Annotated in this window: 19 protein-coding genes; 14 read left to right on the top strand and 5 right to left on the bottom strand. The window is 72.3% G+C overall.

Annotated features, from left to right (window positions below; all coding sequences use genetic code 11):
* Positions 1 to 7 precede the first annotated feature (7 nt).
* From OG898_RS11605 to OG898_RS11565, 8 genes are all read left to right on the top strand, one after another.
* Positions 8 to 406 carry a hypothetical protein gene (locus OG898_RS11605; protein WP_266956632.1) on the top strand — a complete coding sequence of 133 codons (399 nt, stop codon included), beginning with the start codon at positions 8 to 10 and terminating at the stop codon, positions 404 to 406.
* A gap of 109 nt (positions 407 to 515) precedes the next feature.
* Positions 516 to 701: a hypothetical protein gene (locus OG898_RS11600; protein WP_250738772.1), complete on the top strand. Its 186-nt coding sequence runs from the start codon at positions 516 to 518 to the stop codon at positions 699 to 701.
* A gap of 373 nt (positions 702 to 1,074) precedes the next feature.
* Positions 1,075 to 2,373, top strand: a complete 1,299-nt coding sequence (locus tag OG898_RS11595) for a VCBS repeat domain-containing M23 family metallopeptidase (protein ID WP_250738773.1) — start codon at positions 1,075 to 1,077, stop codon at positions 2,371 to 2,373.
* Between the two features lie 126 nt (positions 2,374 to 2,499).
* Positions 2,500 to 3,669, top strand: a complete 1,170-nt coding sequence (locus OG898_RS11585) for an FG-GAP-like repeat-containing protein (protein WP_323184840.1) — start codon at positions 2,500 to 2,502, stop codon at positions 3,667 to 3,669.
* A gap of 112 nt (positions 3,670 to 3,781) precedes the next feature.
* On the top strand, positions 3,782 to 5,143 hold the full coding sequence (locus OG898_RS11580) for a VCBS repeat-containing protein (protein ID WP_250738774.1): 1,362 nt from the start codon (positions 3,782 to 3,784) through the stop codon (positions 5,141 to 5,143).
* Between the two features lie 146 nt (positions 5,144 to 5,289).
* Positions 5,290 to 7,386: a VCBS repeat-containing protein gene (locus tag OG898_RS11575; protein ID WP_250738775.1), complete on the top strand. Its 2,097-nt coding sequence runs from the start codon at positions 5,290 to 5,292 to the stop codon at positions 7,384 to 7,386.
* Positions 7,387 to 7,427: 41 nt separating this feature from the next.
* On the top strand, positions 7,428 to 8,396 hold the full coding sequence (locus tag OG898_RS11570; RefSeq protein ID WP_266956628.1) for a hypothetical protein: 969 nt from the start codon (positions 7,428 to 7,430) through the stop codon (positions 8,394 to 8,396).
* 41 nt (positions 8,397 to 8,437) lie between these two features.
* Positions 8,438 to 9,187 carry a hypothetical protein gene (locus OG898_RS11565; protein ID WP_266956626.1) on the top strand — a complete coding sequence of 250 codons (750 nt, stop codon included), beginning with the start codon at positions 8,438 to 8,440 and terminating at the stop codon, positions 9,185 to 9,187.
* A 42-nt stretch (positions 9,188 to 9,229) separates the two neighbouring features.
* Here OG898_RS11565 and OG898_RS11560 read toward each other — a convergent pair whose 3' ends face one another.
* Positions 9,230 to 9,640, bottom strand: coding sequence for a PPOX class F420-dependent oxidoreductase (locus tag OG898_RS11560; RefSeq protein ID WP_250738778.1), 411 nt, complete (start codon positions 9,638 to 9,640; stop codon positions 9,230 to 9,232).
* Between the two features lie 94 nt (positions 9,641 to 9,734).
* The gene (locus OG898_RS11555) at positions 9,735 to 10,049 is read right to left on the bottom strand and encodes a helix-turn-helix domain-containing protein (protein WP_266956624.1); all 315 of its coding nucleotides are present in this window, start codon (positions 10,047 to 10,049) and stop codon (positions 9,735 to 9,737) included.
* 44 nt (positions 10,050 to 10,093) lie between these two features.
* On the opposite strand from OG898_RS11555, the gene OG898_RS11550 reads away from it, so the two are divergent.
* The gene (locus tag OG898_RS11550) at positions 10,094 to 10,687 is read left to right on the top strand and encodes an FMN-dependent NADH-azoreductase (protein WP_266956622.1); all 594 of its coding nucleotides are present in this window, start codon (positions 10,094 to 10,096) and stop codon (positions 10,685 to 10,687) included.
* A gap of 48 nt (positions 10,688 to 10,735) precedes the next feature.
* On the top strand, positions 10,736 to 11,986 hold the full coding sequence (locus OG898_RS11545) for a DUF418 domain-containing protein (RefSeq protein WP_266956620.1): 1,251 nt from the start codon (positions 10,736 to 10,738) through the stop codon (positions 11,984 to 11,986).
* Here the strand turns inward: OG898_RS11545 and OG898_RS11540 are convergent.
* The 3 genes from OG898_RS11540 to OG898_RS11530 are packed head-to-tail and all read right to left on the bottom strand — an operon-like array spanning position 11,958 to position 14,182.
* A complete protein-coding gene (locus OG898_RS11540; RefSeq protein ID WP_266956618.1) occupies positions 11,958 to 12,539 on the bottom strand; it encodes a GNAT family N-acetyltransferase in 582 nt (193 codons plus the stop codon). The two genes, OG898_RS11545 and OG898_RS11540, sit on opposite strands and share 29 nt — an antisense overlap.
* Positions 12,536 to 13,765: a DUF1266 domain-containing protein gene (locus OG898_RS11535; RefSeq protein ID WP_266956616.1), complete on the bottom strand. Its 1,230-nt coding sequence runs from the start codon at positions 13,763 to 13,765 to the stop codon at positions 12,536 to 12,538. The genes OG898_RS11540 and OG898_RS11535 overlap by 4 nt, the downstream gene beginning before the upstream one ends.
* Before the next feature lie 9 nt (positions 13,766 to 13,774).
* Positions 13,775 to 14,182 carry an ATP-binding protein gene (locus tag OG898_RS11530; protein ID WP_266956614.1) on the bottom strand — a complete coding sequence of 136 codons (408 nt, stop codon included), beginning with the start codon at positions 14,180 to 14,182 and terminating at the stop codon, positions 13,775 to 13,777.
* A gap of 222 nt (positions 14,183 to 14,404) precedes the next feature.
* On the opposite strand from OG898_RS11530, the gene OG898_RS11525 reads away from it, so the two are divergent.
* The 4 genes from OG898_RS11525 to OG898_RS11510 all read left to right on the top strand — a co-directional run bounded on the left by OG898_RS11525 (position 14,405) and on the right by OG898_RS11510 (position 16,983).
* Positions 14,405 to 15,268 (top strand): helix-turn-helix transcriptional regulator, encoded by an 864-nt coding sequence (locus OG898_RS11525; protein WP_250738785.1) that lies wholly within the window; start codon positions 14,405 to 14,407, stop codon positions 15,266 to 15,268.
* 4 nt (positions 15,269 to 15,272) lie between these two features.
* Positions 15,273 to 15,452, top strand: a complete 180-nt coding sequence (locus OG898_RS11520; RefSeq protein WP_250738786.1) for a DUF397 domain-containing protein — start codon at positions 15,273 to 15,275, stop codon at positions 15,450 to 15,452.
* A complete protein-coding gene (locus tag OG898_RS11515) occupies positions 15,449 to 15,934 on the top strand; it encodes a GNAT family N-acetyltransferase (RefSeq protein ID WP_266956612.1) in 486 nt (161 codons plus the stop codon). The genes OG898_RS11520 and OG898_RS11515 overlap by 4 nt, the downstream gene beginning before the upstream one ends.
* A gap of 200 nt (positions 15,935 to 16,134) precedes the next feature.
* A complete protein-coding gene (locus OG898_RS11510) occupies positions 16,135 to 16,983 on the top strand; it encodes a hypothetical protein (protein ID WP_266956610.1) in 849 nt (282 codons plus the stop codon).
* Positions 16,984 to 17,545 lie beyond the last annotated feature (562 nt).

Below are 17,545 nucleotides of genomic sequence, written 5' to 3'. Positions count from 1 at the left end.
CGCGCTCATGTATCTCGTGCACGCCCGATTGCAGGGTCCTCCCGGTGTCGCCCTTCCCTCGCAGGCGACGTCCCTCGTGCGCGCGCTCGCGTGTGAGGACGACGGTCTGGAGCACGTCTCCGCACACCCCCGAGCACTTCCGCACCCGGTCGTCGGCCTCTTCCTCCGGGCCGAGAGCCTCAGGGAGGCCGAGTCGAACGCGGCCGTCCTGTGCCGGCGGGTCCTGGAGTGCGCGGAGTTCACCGGATGGTCGCTGCTGCTCGCGCAGGCACCCATGGTCGCGCCGTTCTACGAGTCGCTGCTGACCGCTTCCGCCTCTCAGGCGGGGTGGCTGGACGGAACGGGCCAAGGCCATTTGCGTCCAGGCGAATGCCCTTCCACCCCACCTGACCAGCGGCGAGAGTAGTTCCTGTCAGCAGGGAACACCGCCCGGCGGACAAGGAACCGGACAACGTCACCGCGGGACGCAGACCGGTTCAGGACACCCGACCAGACGTCAGAAAAGGACCACGATCATGCTTCGCATCCGTCTCGCCCAGGCCGCCGCGGTCACCGCCCTCACCTCTTCCTTCCTCCTGGCCGACGCCCTCCTGGCATCCGCCGCGACGGCCCCGCAGGCCACGGTGTCCGTGTCCGCCGCCCAGGCGGTCACCGCCGGGACCGCTCCCTCCGCCGGCAAGGACACCATGGGCTGGTCCTGACACCACGGGCCCCGTCCTGACCCACGGGCCCAGTCCTGACGCCACAGGCACGAGTCCTGACCCACGGGCCCGAGTCCTGACTCCACAGGCACCAGTCCGGCCCGCCAACGGGCCCCTTCCCCTCCAGCCACGGCACGACAGCCCGTGATGGTCCGCCCGACCGGGCGCTTCCACCCGGCTCCGCCGAGTCCGCGATGCCGGGCGGCGTGAGTACACCGCCGCCGCACCCACCGACCCGCCCGTCCGACCGCTGTTCCTGCAGGACAGCTGTCCGGGGCCGAGCCGGCCCGCCGCACGCCCACGCCGCACCAGAACCGGCGGGGCGCGGCCACCTCTGAATCGTCCACCGTGCAGCACCCCAAGGAGCCCAGCCATGTCCAAGCGTGCCCTCACCGTTGTCGCGGCAGCCGCCGCCGTCGTCGCCACGATGGTGTGCCTCCCGACCGCACAGGCCGCCGGAAAGCCCGACTTCCAGCTTCCCGCCCCGTGCGGAGAGAACTGGCAGGCCACCACCTACACGGATCACCAGCCCTCCTACTCGGTGGACCTGAACTACTACCCGGAGGACACCGGCCGCCCCGTGGTGGCCAGCGCGGCCGGAACGGTGAGCGTCTCCGGTGCCTCCGGAGGCTGGGCGGGCACCCATGTCCGGATCGACCACGGCGGTGGCTGGACCACCCACTACGCCCACCTGTCGGCCACGTCGGTGAGCGCCGGCGCCACGGTCGCCGCGGGTCAGATGATCGGCCGGGTCGGCAACACCGGTAACTCCAGCGGGGCGCACCTGCACTTCGAGCAGACGCTGAACGGTGTCGGGCAGCCCGCGGTCTTCAACGGAGCGTCCTACTCGTACACCACACGCAACATAACCAGCGCCAACTGCGGTTCGCCCGAACCGGCTTCACCGGCTCCCGTCACCGCGGTGGGCGACCTGACCGGCGACGGCAAGCCCGACCTGCTGGCCCGGGAAGGCACCGACGGGAAGACCCTGTGGCTGTACCCGGGACTGGGCAACGGACGGTTCGGCACCCGGATCGACAACGGCGGCTGGGGCTCCATCAACCAGATCTCCGGCGTCGGCGACATCACCGGAGACTCCCGGGCGGACGTCCTGGCCGTGGAGAAGTCCACCGGCAAGCTGTGGGTCTACCCCGGGCAGGCCAACGGCCACCTCGGTGCCCGCGTCGACAACGGGGCCGGCTGGAACGACATGCGCATCGCCGGTACGGAGGACCTGAACGGCGACGGCAAGGGCGACCTGCTGGCGATGGAGACCGAGACCGGCAAGTTCTTCCTCTACCCGGGCCAGTCCAACGGCCACTTCGGCAACCGCGTCCAGATCGGCACCGGCTGGGGAGCGATGAGCGTGGCCGCAGGAGCCGGCGACCTGACCGGCGACGGCAAGAACGACGTCATCGCCGTCGAGGAGGCCACGGGCAAGCTCTTCGTCTACCCGGGCCTGGGCAACGGCACCCTCGGAGCCCGCATCGAGTCGGGCACCAACTGGGACACCATGTCCAGCATCAGCGGAGCCGGCGACTACACGGGCGACGGCAAGGACGACATCGTCGCCCGCCAGAACGACGGAAAGCTCTTCGTCTACCCGGGCATCGGCGCCGGGAAGCTCGGCACCCGCATCGACAACGGCGGCGGCTGGAACTTCGACAACTGAGCCCGCCCGCCCGGCGGTCGACCGCGCACCCCGCTCACCCGGGGCAGCGCTCCCGCCGGGCCGGCCCGCCCGCCCCCACCCGGGGCGGGCCCCCTCCCGCACTTCACACCCACAGGAGAGCTCGTCGTGCGCAATCGCACCCTGAAGGCCGCCGTCGCCACCGCATCCATCACCCTGATCCTCTCGCCGCTCCTCGCCGGCGGCTCCGCGCAGGCCGCCTCGGTGGCCACCTGGGACAAGGTCGCGGAGTGCGAGGCCGGCGGGAACTGGTCCATCAACACGGGCAACGGCTTCTACGGCGGCCTGCAGATCCAGCTGTCCACGTGGAACGGCTACGGCGGCAAGCAGTACGCCTCATATCCGCACCAGGCCACCAAGAAGCAGCAGATCCTCATAGGCGAGAAGATCCTCGCCGGTCAGGGCCCGGGTGCCTGGCCCAACTGCAACGCCGGTCTGGCGACCGACCACGCCGATCCCTACCCGGCCGAGCCGCCGGCCCCCGTGGGCATGGTCCACCTCACCGCGGCCGACTTCACCGGCAACGGCAAGGCGGACCTGGTCGGTGTCGAATCCGCCACCGGCAAGCTGTGGCTGTACCCCGGAACGGGATCCGGCACCTTCGGTACCCGCATCCAGATCGGCTCGGGCTGGGGCGCCATGAGCAAGCTGTCGGCCGCCGATTTCACCGGTGACGGCAAGGCCGACCTGCTGGCCGTGGAGAACTCCACCGGAGCCTTCTACGCCTACCCCGGCACCGGCGCCGCCAACGGGACGAGCACCCTCGGTGCCCGTACCCAGATCGGCAGCGGCTGGGGCTCGATGCGCGACCTCACGGCCGTCGACGTCAACAAGGACGCCAAGCCCGACCTGCTCGCCATCGACGGCAACGGCGCGCTCTGGTCCTACCAGGGCACCGGTTCCCTGGCCGGTACGAACACCCTGGGCGCCCGTACCCAGATCGGCTCCGGCTGGGGCGGCATGACCGAACTGGCCGTGCCCGGCGACCTGAACGCGGACGGCAAGCCCGACCTCCTCGCCGTCGACGCGGCCGGCGCCCTCTGGAAGTACCCCACCACCGGCTCGCTGGCCGGCATGAACACCCTCGGCGCCCGCAACCAGGTCGGCTCCAACTGGGACAGCATGCGCCAGCTGGTCGGCGCCGACTTCAACGGCGACGGCAAGGGCGACCTCGATGCGGTCGAGGCCCCCTCCGGTTCGACCGGCGACTTCTTCTTCTACCCCGGCAACGGCAGCGGCGGCTTCGGCGCCCGCGCCCAGATCGGCTCCGGCTGGTAGCAGCGGCACGGCCCGCCGCACCGCCCACAGAACTTCGCACCACCCGCATCACCCGCACCACTCACCCGAACGTTTGCCGCGGTGCCCCGCACCGCCACCCCGAGGAGACCTCGTGTCTGTCATCCGCCGCGCCCTGAAGACCTCCGCCATCGCCACGCTCGTCGCCGCAGCAGCCGTCACGGCGGTCAACGTCGCCCCCGGTGACACGGCCCCCACCTCGCTGTCCGCCGCACCGGTGGCCGCCACCAGCTCCTCCGTCAACGGCAGCATCTCCCGCGCCGAGGTCCTGTCCCGGGCCCAGTACTGGGTCGACCAGAAGGTCCCGTACAGCCAGACCACCTGGGTTCCGGACTCGCTCGGCCGTCCCTACCGCGCCGACTGCTCGGGCCTGGTCTCCCTGGCCTGGCACCTCGGCAGCAGCCTCACCACCTGGACGCTCCCGCAGGTCTCCACCCGGCTCGCCGACCTGGACGACCTCCAGCCGGGTGACGCGCTCAACAACATCGACCAGCACGTCGTGCTCTTCACCGGCTGGACCGATGCGAGCCACACCGTGGCCAACATCATCGAGGAGCCGAGGTCGGGCCTGACCGCCCGGAAGAACACCTACACCCGTGACTACATCAACGTGGCGAACTTCAAGGGCTACCGCTACAACAAGATCATCGAGGGCACTCCGACGGCCCCCGACGCCGGCATGACCGACCTGACCGGCGGAAACTTCGGCGGCAGCGCCGTGGCCGACGTCATCGCCGTCGAGTCCGCGAGCGGCAAGCTCTTCTACTACCCCGGTACCAGCGGCGGGCAGCTCGGTGCACGGGTCCAGATCGGCACCGGCTGGGGCTCGATGAGCGAGCTGACCTCCGGCAAGTTCACCTCCGACGCCCACCGCGACATCGCGGCCGTCGACGCCGACGGCAAGCTGTGGATCTACCCCGGCAACGGTGACGGCACCTTCGGTGCCCGGATCCAGGCCGGCACCGGCTGGGACACCATGCACGACCTGGCGGGCGCCGACGTCAACAAGGACGGCAAGACCGACCTGCTCGCGGTGGCCGCCGACGGCAAGCTGTTCGCCTACCCGAGCAACGGCAACGGCGGCTTCAACGACCGCGTCCAGATCGGCTCCGGCTGGAACGCCATGGACGAGATCGTCAGCCCCGGCGACCTGAACAAGGACGGCAAGGACGACATCGTGGCCCGCGAGGTCGCGACCGGCAACCTCTACGCCTACCCGGGCACCGGTGCCTTCAACGGCATGAGCACCCTCGGCGGCCGCGTCCAGATCGGCTCCGGCTGGAACGCCATGACCAACCTGGTCAGCGGTGACTTCAACAACGACGGCATCGGCGACGTGGACGCCGTCGAGGCGAACGAGGGCAACACCGGCAAGTTCTACAGCTACCCCGGCACCGGTGCGCTCAACGGCCTGAACACCCTCGGCGCCCGCGTCCAGATCGGCTCCGGCTGGTAGTCGGCCCCCGCCGCACGGCCTTCGCGCCTCCGGGCCGCCACCGCACCCCGAGTGCGGTGGCGGCCCGGCCCCCTTCCGCCCCCGTAAGCCAGCCCGTCAGCCTTCCTCCGCAGCCCGCCCGCACTCCCGAAAGGACGAGCGCCACCATGGCCCTCCGACCCCGCACCCGCACTTCCGCGCTAGGCGCCGTGGTCGCGGCCGCCCTGGCGCTCGCCTGCCTGAGCAGCACCCCGGCGAACGCCGCCACCGTCCCCGACGGAGCGATCGCCACCCCCAACAAGGTCACCCCCCTCAGCACCACCGGCATGGGGCTCCAGTCGGACAACGGCCGCGAGGCGGACCGGATCGCGGCCTTCGAAGCCGCACACCCGGCGCTCAAGCGGGCCAAGGCCGCCGACGTGCTCGCCGATACCTCTGGCCTCAGCACCGGGCGGGGCCTGTGCCACCCGACCAACGTCGCGGGCGCCCAGGGCTTCTGCTGGAACACCGCCGACGACGCCGGGTCCTGGGTCCCCCAGGGCCTCACCGGCTCCGGCGAATCCGCGAAGTCGGCGGCCGTCGTGGGGGGCCGCAAGGTGCTCATCACCGGCTGGTACGGGGCCTCCGGCACCGAGCGCATCACCCTGGCCGACGTCACCGACCCCGCCGACGTCACGTACCGGCACATCCAGCTCGCCGCCCTGAACAGCGCGGGCGACAACTTCACCCCGATCCTCGGAGGTCACGCCAACGCGGTCGTCTGGGCCGGCAGCAAGCTCTACGTCGCTTCCATCGGCAGCGGCTTCGACGTCTTCGACCTCAACGACATCTGGAAGATGGACGTCACCACCGGCACGGCCTTCGGCATCGGCACCGACGGCAAGGCCCGGGGCGCGGGGCACGCCTACGTCCTGCCGCGCCAGGGCAGCTACGCGTACACCGGCCAGGGCACCGGCTGCGGCAGCTACGCCGGCGTCCCCCAGCGCCCGTGCATCACCTCCGGCTCGCTCGACCTCACCGGCGCCCAGCCCGCGCTGGTCACCGCGGAGGGTGATCCCGGCAAGGTCGAAGCCGACTTCGGGAAGGCGTCCGCCCCCGTCGTCCGCTGGCCCATCGACCCCGCCACCGGCGTGCTCAAGGCCGACGCGGCGGGCCGCGTGCAGGCCGCGGAGGCCTTCGCCTCGCCGATGGGCGGCATCCAGGGCGTCGCCATGAACAACGGCCGGCTCGTCCTCGCGGGCGCCTGCCCGGAGTTCGTCCCCGCGGCGCACCAGCCGGACCAGAACAACATCCGCCAGTACGCCGGCTGCCTCTACGACACCCGCCCGGGTGAGCCCGTACGCCTCGTCACGCGGACCCAGGTGAACCCGGAGAACATGTCCTACTGGCCGGGCACCGACCAGCTCTGGATCGTCAGCGAAGCCCCCGGCGACCGCACCGTCATCAACACCCCCTGGCCCAAGCCCGGACCGGGGATGACGCGGCTGGCCGCGGCGGACTTCACGGGTGACGGGAAGCAGGACGTCACCAGCGTGGAGAGCACGACGGGATCGCTGTGGCTGTACCCCGGCAACGGCGCCGGCGGGCTCGGCGACCGGATCCAGATCGGTGCGGGCTGGGGCGCGATGAGCGAGCTCACGACTGCGGACTACACGGGGGACGGGAAGCCGGACCTGATGGCGGTGGAGAGCGCCTCGGGAAACCTGTACCTGTACCCGGGCTCGGGGAACGCGGCCGGCATGAGCACGCTGGGCGCCCGCACGCAGATCGGTTCCGGGTGGGGCGCGATGCGCGAGCTGACCGCGCTGGACGTGAACAAGGACGGCAAGGCGGACCTGCTGGCCCTCGACGGCAGCGGCGCACTGTGGACCTACCCCGGCACCGGTTCCCTGAACGGCAGCAGCACGCTGGGTGCGCGCACCCAGATCGGTTCGGGCTGGGGCGGGATGACCGAGCTGACGGTCCCCGGTGACCTCGACGCGGACGGCAAGCGCGACCTCGTGGCCATCGACGCGGCCGGGGTGCTCTGGAAGTACCCCTCCACGGGCGCCTTGAACGGGATGAGCAGCCTCGGCTCCCGCGCCCAGCTCGGCACGAACTGGAACAGCATGCGGCAGCTGGTGGGCGCCGACTTCAACGGCGACGGCAAGGGCGACCTGGACGCCGTCCAGGCCCCCGCGGACGAGCCCGGCGCCCTGTACTTCTACCCGGGCAACGGCACCGGCGGCCTCGGCAACCGCACCCAGATCGGCAGCAGCTGGTAACCGCGGGGCCGTCAGAGGGGCGAGGAGCGAGGATGGGGTGCATGCTGCACCCCATCGAACACCTCGAAGCAGAGCGGTCCCGGACCTCCCTCCGGCCGGAGTCCGCTGCCGCGCCGCCGGTCCTGGCCCATGTCGAACTGGCCGTGGACGGGAACCCGGCGCGGTACGCGAGCAGACTGCGCGGGGTCCTGGACGCCGTCCTGCACATCGCCGCCACGGAGGACTTCGACGCAGACGACGACCTGCCCGTCGGCACCGTCCCGGGCTGGTTCTCCGCCGTCTGCCGGGGCGGAGGTTCCCCGGAGCCCTTCGCGGCCGAGGGGCGCGACCGCTACACCGAGTGGACCGGCGGCGCGCCCTGGGCGCTGCAGAACTGGCTCTCACGCTTCGACCCCGACGTGGAGGTCCGCGGCTGGGCCTGGTGGGACCTGACGGCCGCGCCCACGGGGAACGGGGTGCTGCGGCTCTGGGTGGACACCTGGGGCGAGCCCTCCTTCGCCTGGGAGGACCTGCGGTGGCTCGCCTTCGTGGCGGGCGCGCGGACAGTGGCCAACCCGGTGCTCGTGAAGCCGGAGGCCTGGCAGGGCGAGCTGTCCGTGGGCGGCGGCGCGGAGACCGCCCTGATGGTCGACTGGAACCCGGGGGACACCACGGTCCGGTGGAGCGGTCCGGCGGGGGACGTGGAGAAGGCGTACGAGGTCCCGCCCCAGTCCGTCATGGCGTGGCGGGAACGTGGCGAGACGCTGGTCCTGGTGGTGGAGGAGTGCGACTCCGCACCCTTCACCCCGTCGGACAACGCCGTGGTCTACGAGGCCGACGGCTCGGAGCGGTTCCGTCTGCACCCGCCGCACGATCTGCTCCGCACCCCGTCCGACGTGCACGGCTTCTACTTCGCCATGCCGCAGGACGGACGGCCCCTCCTCATCATGGTCACGCGCAACGCGGGCGACTTCCAGGGCCGCATCGACCTGGAGACGGGCGAGATCACCGACACCAACACCTGGCGCTGACGCGAGGGGTAACCTCCCCGCCGGGAGAGGGGTGGGACGGGGTGTCCATCGCGGAGTTGCAGGTGTGTGCCGTCGAGGCGGCCGACGTCACGGGCGGGGTGTGCGTGGTGCGGTGCATCGGGGGAGTGGCGCGGGCCGGGCAGGCGTACGCGGCCGGCGAGCTGCGGACCAGGCTGCGGGGGATCGAGCGGTACGGGCGCACCGTCGGGTCCTTCGACGCGGGGCACGTGGCGAAGGTGCACCTCACGGGGCCCGTGGTCGCGCTGCTCGCGCGCGGGCAGGTGCTGACGTACGTACCGCCGGACGGGCACGCGCTGGCCGACCTGGAGGAGTGGCTGGCCACCGGGCCCCCGCTGCTGGAGGAGCCGCATCCGGAGCAGCTGCGGTCCCTGGCGACGAGCCGGATGCAGGGCGAGGAGCTGCCCGACCGGGTGCGGCTGCGCTGGGGCCGGGTCGCGCTGGCCGCCATCGAGCGCTCGGAGCGGTCGGAGGAACGGCCGTACGTACGCAGCTACTTGATCCGGTGCTTCGGGCCCGGCGAGGACGGGGATCCCGACCGGGACCCCGCCGCCCTGTGCCGGGACGTACTGGCCCGCTTCGAGCTGACCCCGGCCCAGGCGGCGGCGCAGGCCCGGGTCTGGCGGGAGCTGCCGCGCCCCGACATCCTCCGGCTGCGCCGCATCAAGAACCTGATCCGCTGCACGGAACCGGCCCGGCCGTACCTCGCGCCGACCGACCCCCTGGCGGTGGCCGTGGACGCCTGGAGGGCGGTCCGGCCGGGGCTTCCGTAGGGGCTCCGGCAGGGGGTTCGGCCGCGGGCTCCGGCCCGGGGGTCAGCGGGCCGCGTTGCCGAGCACCTTGGCCGGGGTGAGGCGTACGACGACCCGGACCTCCTCGGCCGGGGCGTTCGCGTACTCCTCGCCCGCTCCCGGGCCCTGGTACTCCTCGGCGATGCGGACGGCGACGGCCCGGCCGGTGTCCTCGGTGACGGTGGCGGTGCCGCGGATCTCGGCGTAGAGGAAGGGGTTGGCCAGGTCGAAGACGGTGAGGCCGATCCTGGCGTCCCGCGCGATGTTGCGCTCCTTGCGGCGGCCGCGCTCGGTGGAGATCAGGATCTCGTCCCCGTCCCGGGTCACCCACACGACCGAACTCTGCGGGCTGCCGTCGGGGTTGAGCGTGGCGAGCACCGCCGGATGCGGGGCGTCGAGCAGCTTTCGTACGGTGTCGTTCAGCACAAGAGTCATGTGGGGAACGGTAATTGGGGCGAGCGGGGGCTCGCCTCGGATTTACCGCGGACGCGGGCCGACTAGGGCAGGTCGGCCGGTGCGGGACGCCCGGTCAGCAGGAGTCCTCGCCCTTGAGCAGGCACTTCTCCGCCCACTCGCCCAGCTCCGTGAGCGCGGGCTTGAGCGCGGCGCCCCGCTCGGTCAGCCGGTAGGCGACCCGCAGGGGCGGGCCCTCGTCGACCTCGCGCAGGACGAGGCCGGCCGCCGCGAGCTCGACCAGGCGGTCGGACAGCATGCGCTCGCTGATGCCGGAGATGGACCGGCGCAGGTCCGCGAAGTGCACCGGGCCCTCCATCAGCGAGGCCAGGATCACGCCCGTCCAGCGCTTCCCGAGCAGCCCGAAGACCTGGGTGATGCCGTCGCTCACCCGGCTGCACGCCCCGGTGTCCTGGTGCTTCCGCCTCGCGTGCGGTGACCGCCGCGTTCCGCAAGGCCTGGGAGGAGCAGCACCCCGAGGGCACGGTCGTCTACCGCGACCTGGCCGCCGACCCCGTCCCGCACCTCGACGGCGCCGCCTGGTCCGCAGCCTTCGCCGACCCCTCCACCCACAGCCCCGAGCAGGCCGCGGCCTTCGCCGAGCGGCTGAAGCTGGTGGCGGAGCTGGAGCAGGCGGACGCCGTGCTGATCGGCGCCCCGATGTACAACTTCTCGATCCCCTCCACCCTGAAGGCCTGGCTGGACCAGGTCATCGTGATGGGCCGCACCGCGGGCCCCGACTCGCCCCTCAAGGGCCTGCCGGTCACCGTCGTCGCCAGCCGCGGCGGCTCCTACGCGCCGGGCACCCCGCGCGAGGGCATGGAGTACGTGCAGAACTACCTGGCCGGCGTGCTGACCGAGATGTTCGGCGCCGAGGTCGACTTCATCGTCCCCGAGCTGACCCTGGCCACGTCCGTCCCGGCGATGGCCGGACTCATCCCCCTCGCGGAGGCCTCGTACGCGCAGGCCCTCGCGGACGCGGACGCGAAGGGCAAGGCCCGCGCGGCACGCATCGGCTCGGCCGCCTGAGCCCCGCCGGGCTAACGTCTCCCCAGGACGACCACCTGGGGGGAAGCCGTGGACGCGACGGCAGAGCACGCCGAGAAGCCGGAGCACGCCGAGAAGCCGGAGCACGCCGAGAAGCCGGAGCACGTACGAGCCGGCCGGCCCGTGCGAATACCGGAGGTCGACGCCCTGCGCGGCTTCGCCCTCCTGGGCATCCTGCTGGTCAACGCGCTGATGATGGCCGGTCCGTACGGCACCGGGGGCGTCGTCGATCCGGACGCCTCCGCCCTCGACCGGGCCGCCGAGGGGCTCGTGCAGACCTTCGCGGTCGGCAAGTTCTACCTGATGTTCTCGTTCCTCTTCGGCTACAGCTTCACCCTCCAGCAGGCCTCCGCCGCACGCGACGGCGCGCGCGCCGTTCCCCGGATGCTCCGCCGCTCGTTCGGCCTGCTCGCCCTGGGCGTCCTGCACGCCGTCCTGCTGTACACCGGCGACATCCTCATGACCTACGCGCTGATCGGCCTGGTCCTGGTCGCCGCACGCGACTGCGCGCCCCGGGCGGCCCTGGTCGCGGCCCGGATCGTGTACGGCTGCGCGAGCGGCCTGCTGCTCCTCCTGGGGCTGGGCTCCCTGTTCCTGCCGGACGCCGAGACGGCCGAGGCGGACGCCGGGCTCACCGCCGGATTCGCCGGACTGGTCGCCGACTACCGCGGTGACGCGGCGTCCGTCGTGCGGGCCAACCTCGAGCAGCTGCCCGACGCGCTGCTCGCCGTACCGATGATGGGCGGCTTCGTCCTGGCGGCCTTCCTGACCGGCCTGTACTGCGGCAAGCTGCGGCTCCTCGCCGACCTCGGCCAGGACCGGGCCCGGCTGCGCCGCGTCTGTGTGCTCGGTACCGCCGTCGGCCTGCCCGGCAGCCTCTTCATGGCCGCGGCGGCCGGCGGCGCGCTCGGTCCCCGGTGGACGCTCCTCGGCACGGTCGTGGGGATGGTCACCGCGCCCGCGCTCACCGCCGCGTACGTCTGCGGCCTGCTCCTCTTCATGAGGACGGCCCGGGGCGCGCGCACGGCGGCCCTGCTCGCCCCCGCCGGACGGATGGCCCTGACGAACTACCTGAGCCAGTCCCTCGTCATGGCCCTCGTCTTCACCGCCTACGGCCTCGCCCTGTACGACCGCCTCGGCGCCGCCGTCGTCGTACCCGGCGCGCTCGCCCTGTACGGAGCCCAACTCGCCCTCAGCAAGTACCTGATGGCCCGCCACCGGTACGGCCCGGTGGAATGGCTGCTCCGCGCGGTCACCCTCGCGCGGCTCCCGCGACGGTAGGCAGGTCGAGCAGCATCACGTCATGCAGGTCGGCGTCCACGCTCCGGGGCCGCGCCTCGCCGATCTTGCGGTAGCCCCACGACCGGTAGGCGGCCGAGGCCGCCAGGCCTTCGGGGTGCACGTTCAACAGCACCCGCTCGGTTCCGATGCCGTCGAGCAGCGTCGCGTGCAGACGCCGCGCGACACCCCGCCCGCGCCACGGTGCGCGCACGGCCAGCTCCACCAGCCCGAAGGTGCGCCGCCCGTCCTCGCGCCGTACGGCGGCGGGCACGGGCTCGGTCAGCTCCTCCCACCACACCGCGTCGGGCGGGAGCGTCCAGCCGTACGCCATGCCGACCGGCTCGCCCTCGGGGGTACGGGCCAGGGCCGCGCGGAAGGCGGGCCTGCGCGTCAGGGCGGGGAAGTGGCGGAAGACGGCGGCGACGTCCTCCTCGGTCTCGTCGTACGGAGACTCCGCGAACGCCTCGGCGTAGACCAGCCTGAACGCGTCCGCGTCCCGCGCGGCGGCCCGTCCGTCCAGGAGCTCCGTCACGAGGGCTTCTTGCCGGGTCATGTGGTCCCTTCGGGTGCCCGCCAGGGGATGTTGCGCCAGGGGCTGGCGGGGTCGGTGGTCAAGGTGAGGTGGGAGGCCAGTGAGCTCGCGTACCACTCGCCGAACTCCTCCTCGTCGAAGTGCAGGCACCGCGCCAGCACGTACCCGGCGGAGAACTCCTCCCACGAGCGGTACGCCGCACGGGCCGCGGCCCCGGCCGCCAGTACGCCGCGTTCGGCCTCGTCGAGGGTGCCGTAGCGGGCGCCGAGTCCCCAGCGGGCCATCTGGGAGGCGCGGCCGTGGTCCCAGCCCTCGACGGAACGGACCCAGCCGTCCTCGGGGAGCAGTCCGTCGGCGCGGAAGCGCTGCTCGTAGCGGGCGATCCGGCCGATCAGCCGCTGTACGCCGGCCACTTCGCCCTCCACCTCGGCGCTGGGCCGGGGCGCGGCGACGGTGACCCCCTCGGGGGTGAGCTGCGGTTCGGCGGCCCGTTCGGCGCTGCGGCGCAGGGCGGTGGCCGCGGCGTGCCGCCAGTGCTCCAGGTCGACGGGACCGGCGAAGTCGGAGGCGAGGATGCGGCGCACGCGCAGCGCGAACTCCCAGACGGGGCTGACCATCCCGGCGCCGAGCAGGCCGCGCAGAACCTCGTGCCAGCTCGCGGAGTCGGTGATGCCCCAGCTCTGGAGCAGGCGTTCGCGCTCCCGGGTGTAGCCGTTGCCGTGATAGGCGAGGGCGTTCCAGAACTCCCCGTTGGTCACGCAGAGGTGGGCTCCGACGGCGAGCCCGTGCGCGACGGGCCCGTGCAGCGGTCCGCCGACGTGCAGGGAGTGCAGGGCTCCGCGGGCGAGCCCCCAGACCGGGGCGGCGGCGTCCCAGTGGGCGCGCCAGCGGGCGAGGTCGGCGGGGGTGGTGGTGAGGTAGGCCTCGGCGGGGGAGCCGGGGTTCACGGCGAGGTGCGGCGGGGCCGCGGGGTCCCAGGCGTTCGCGAACCAGGCGAGGGACCGGGGCAGGTACACGGTGTGCGGGTCGGGGACGGGCAGCATCCCGCGGGTGTGGACGACGAGGCAGCGCCGGTCGGGGGTGGGATGGAAGCGTGCGTGCGTGGGATCGGCGTCGACCTGTGCCCGGGACTGCGCGAGGAACAGCTCGCTCCGGGCGAGGACGTCGAGGTACCCGGCCCAGTCCCCGCGCGCCTTGGCCCCGTACAGCTCGCGCTCGATGGAACTCGGCGCCGTCCACCCATCCATGTGATCAGCCTAACGGGGGATCTTGTGCCCTCCGTGGGCCAGTTCCGCCCATACCGTCTTGCCGACGACCCGGTCCGTGCACCCCCAGTGCGCCGAGAGGGCCTTGACGATGTGCAGCCCGCGCCCGAACTGGTCGTAGTCGGCGACTGCCGCTCGCGGTTCGGGGCGGCGCTCGCCTTTCGGATCGGTGACCTCGATGCGGAGCACTGCTCCGGTGAGACGGACCTCGACCCGGAAGTAGCGGTTCCGGACGGAGCCGTGCAGCAGGGCGTTGGTGGTCAGCTCGCTGGTCAGCAGCGCCGCGTCCGCCGCCAGCTCGGGCCGCCCCCACGCCACGGCGAGCCACGCGGTGTGCCGGCGGGCGGCGGGTACGGAGTCCTGGCGGGGCGGGTAGTTCCGTACGTCGTGACGCTCCATGGCTGTGCACCTCCGGTACGGGCGGTGGCATGCCGGTGCCGTCTCGTGGACAGCCCGGTGCGCTTCCGCCAACTGACTCTGTGCGGTGAGTAGTTCGTTACCGACCGTAGGGTGGGTCGCGCCAGGGGTGCAAGCTAAAGCGGGGAAATCTATCCCCAAGGAGTAGTTGTGCGGTTCGGGCCGGGCGGGGAAGACTGCCTCAGGTACGAGGAGGTGGACCAAGTGCCCACGGACAACCGGGTATCCACAGTGCTGGCGCGCCGGCTGGGCGGGGAGCTGCTGCGCCTGCGGGACGCTGCGGGCCTGACGCAGCCGCAAGCGGCGCAGGTGCTGAGTGCCACGGCGGCCAAGGTCGCCAAGATGGAGCGAGGCTGGGTTCCGTTCCGGGACCCGGACATCGTGGCCTTGTGCACACTCTACGGAGTGACGGACGAGGCGACGGTTCGCAGCCTGCTGTCACTGGCCAAGCTGGACCGTGAGCGTCGCAAGGCCAAGGGCTGGTGGCATCACATGCCCATCGTGGGTGGCCTGGGTGAGTACATCGCGATGGAGGAGGTCGCCACACGCATCCGTACTTGGCATCCCGCGCTGGTCCCTGGACTGCTTCAGACCCCCGAATACGTACGGGCGTTGGGGGTCACGTCCAACTGGTCGCACCCTGACGAGATCGAGGCCCTGGTGACCTCGCGGATCAAGCGACAGGCGCGGTTGTGGGGCGACTCGCCACTGGAGTTCCACGCGGTGCTGTGGGAAGCCGCTTTGCGCCACCAGGTCGGCAGCATCGAGGTGATGCGTGCGCAGTTGGACCATCTCGTGCAGATGGCGAAGCTGCCGCATGTCCACGTGCAGGTGCTGCCCTTCCGGGCGGGACGACACCACGGCGTCGACGGTTCGTTCAACATCGTCTCGTTCGCGGAGCCCGGGGCGCTGGACGTCGGCTACGCCGAGACCATCGGATCTACCCTGTGGGCAGAAGGGGCGGAGGCGAACGAGGCGTACGGCCGGGCCTTTGCCCGGGTGTCACGGCTGAGTCTTGCGCCGCACGACTCCGTGAGCCTGATAGATGCCATCAGCAAAGGTATGTAAGCCCGTGAACGAATACGAGTTCGTGAAGTCCAGTTACAGCAGCGACCAAGCCAACACGGAGTGCGTCGAGGTGGCGACCAACATCGCCGGAACCGTCGCCGTCCGGGACAGCAAGCAGGCGGACGGGCCCGTCATCCGGGTCACCGCCACCGCGTGGGCCGCCTTCGCGGGGCAGGCGGGGTGATCATCCGGACCGGACGGCTGACGCTGCTGCCGCTGGAGGCCTCGCACGCCGCGGAGATGGCGGCCGTGCTGGGCGATCCGGAGCTGCACGCCTTCATCGGTGGGACTCCACTCACCGAGTCGGAGCTGCGCACCCGCTACACGCGACTCGTCGCCGGTTCGCCGGACCCCGCCGTCACCTGGTGCAACTGGGTGGTCCGGCTCGACTCCGAGGACTGCCTGACCGGCACCGTCCAGGCGACCGTGTCCGGGGACACCGCGGAGACCGCCTGGGTCGTCGGCACGCCCTGGCAGCGCCGTGGCATCGCCGTCGAGGCGACCCGGGCGATGGTCGAGTGGCTCGGGAAGGAGGCCGGCGTGTGCACCGTCATCGCGCACGTGCACCCCGACCACACCGCATCCGCGGCCGTCGCCACGCGGGTCGGACTCACCGCCACGGACCGGGTCGAGGACGGCGAGATCCGGTGGGAGGGGCCCGCCTGACGGGGCATCGCCCGAGGGTGACGGTGTAGGCGCAGGTCAGGGGCGTACGTAGGCCGGTTGCGCGGCGTGTCCTCGCGGGCGGTGCCGGGGCTCGGGTTGCGGGACCTGACGGGGTGTCGGTGAGTGGGCTGGTGACACGTCCCATGTCACGTCACGCCTCGGCACGTCCCATGCCGCGGCTCCTCGACAGGAGAGATCCCTTGCGCCGCATCACGCGCTACACCGTCCCCGCCGCCCTCTGCCTGAGCCTCCTGACCGCGTCCCCCGGTCTGGCCTCGGCGTCCGCGCAGTCGTCCGCGAAGCAGCAGGTGGCGGCCCCGGCCGGGAAGGCCATTCCGGGCACCGAGGCCCTGCTCGCGCAGGTGCAGTCGCTCGGCGGAGTCGGCGGGCTGCTGAAACCCGTCACCGATCTGCTGGCGGCCGTCCTGAAGTCCCCCGACGGCAAGCTCCCGGAGGCGGACCTGGCCGCCTTCAAGGAGAAGATCGACGCGGCGATCGCGGAACTGAAGAAGAGCCTGCCCGCCACCCCGGCCCTGCCGGTACCGCTCCCGCCGGTGGACGCCCCCAAGCTCCCGGTCGACCCGCCGGAGCTCCCGGTGGAGGCTCCGAAGCTGCCGGTGGAGGCGCCCAAGCTGCCCGTTGACGCCCCGAAGCTCCCGGTCGACGCCCCGGCGCTCCCGGTGGACGCGCCGAAGCTCCCCGTCGAGGCGCCGAAGCTGCCGGTCGCGGCCCCAGCGGTGCCCGTCGAAGCTCCGAAGCTTCCGGTCGCGGCCCCCGCGCTCCCCGTCGCCGCCCACAAGGCCAGGCCCGCCTTCGGCCCGCTCGACCTGGCCACCGGTGCCATCGACAAGCTCAAGGGCTCCGTCGACGGGCTCACCAAGGCCGCCGGTCCCTGCGGCTGCTCCACCGACGCCAAGGCCAAGGCCACCGACGTGGTGACCGACCTGGTCGCCGCCCTCGTAGCCCTGCTCACCGGCCTCGGCCTGCCGGGCCTGCCCCAGCTCCCGGTCCCGGCCCCGCAGCTCCCGGTCCCGCTTCCGGTCCAGTAGAGCCACGCACGTGGAAGGGCGGGGCACCGGGGTGATCCCCCGGCACCCCGCCCTCACGGCTGTGTCCGTCAGTCCAGCGTGCCGGGCGGAATGTCGGCGTAGGACTCGGAGCCCTCGGGCGAGCTGAACTCGATCGCGGACGGCGCCGCCGGTGACCTTGACGGCGCGGGTCCAGTCGGACTGCGCCCCGCCCTCGGCCATCCGCGCGTCGCGCTCCCCCGCGGGCGTGGCGAGGTAGGCCCGTCGGTCGAGGTCGCTCAGCGGGGCGGGCATGACGATCGTGGGACAGGTCTGTCCGGGCGCGAGACCGCGCGGGACGCTCAGCGCGGCGTCGAGCTCGGTCTTGTCCGACAGGGTGATCTTGATTTCCGTGTACGCGGCGACCTCCGCGTACACCTCGTACGTGTCGGCCAGACCCCACTGGTCCAGGGTGTCGATGTAGCGCGGCGACGGGTCGTTCATCGCCCGGCCGATCGCCTCCAGCTTGGCGAGGTCATCGACACTCGAACAAATGAACGGCACTTCTTGAACCTCCGGCGGCCCGCAGGCCCGGCCGCATCCC

Origin of the sequence: Streptomyces sp. NBC_00193 (assembly GCF_026342735.1) — a bacterium.
GTDB lineage: Bacteria > Actinomycetota > Actinomycetes > Streptomycetales > Streptomycetaceae > Streptomyces > Streptomyces stoeckheimensis.
Note: the sequence above shows the minus strand (reverse complement) of the source record. Positions and strands in the feature narration are given on the sequence as shown.

What these genes read in the sequence shown, in the direction of transcription:
- OG898_RS11605 (WP_266956632.1), top strand. Translation starts at nt 8, where the DNA reads ATGTATCTCGTGCACGCCCGATTGCAGGGTCCTCCCGGTGTCGCCCTT.
- OG898_RS11600 (WP_250738772.1), top strand. Translation starts at nt 516, where the DNA reads ATGCTTCGCATCCGTCTCGCCCAGGCCGCCGCGGTCACCGCCCTCACC.
- OG898_RS11595 (WP_250738773.1), top strand. Translation starts at nt 1,075, where the DNA reads ATGTCCAAGCGTGCCCTCACCGTTGTCGCGGCAGCCGCCGCCGTCGTC.
- OG898_RS11575 (WP_250738775.1), top strand. Translation starts at nt 5,290, where the DNA reads ATGGCCCTCCGACCCCGCACCCGCACTTCCGCGCTAGGCGCCGTGGTC.
- OG898_RS11570 (WP_266956628.1), top strand. Translation starts at nt 7,428, where the DNA reads ATGCTGCACCCCATCGAACACCTCGAAGCAGAGCGGTCCCGGACCTCC.
- OG898_RS11560 (WP_250738778.1), bottom strand. Translation starts at nt 9,640, where the DNA reads ATGACTCTTGTGCTGAACGACACCGTACGAAAGCTGCTCGACGCCCCG.
- OG898_RS11540 (WP_266956618.1), bottom strand. Translation starts at nt 12,539, where the DNA reads ATGACCCGGCAAGAAGCCCTCGTGACGGAGCTCCTGGACGGACGGGCC.
- OG898_RS11535 (WP_266956616.1), bottom strand. Translation starts at nt 13,765, where the DNA reads ATGGATGGGTGGACGGCGCCGAGTTCCATCGAGCGCGAGCTGTACGGG.
- OG898_RS11530 (WP_266956614.1), bottom strand. Translation starts at nt 14,182, where the DNA reads ATGGAGCGTCACGACGTACGGAACTACCCGCCCCGCCAGGACTCCGTA.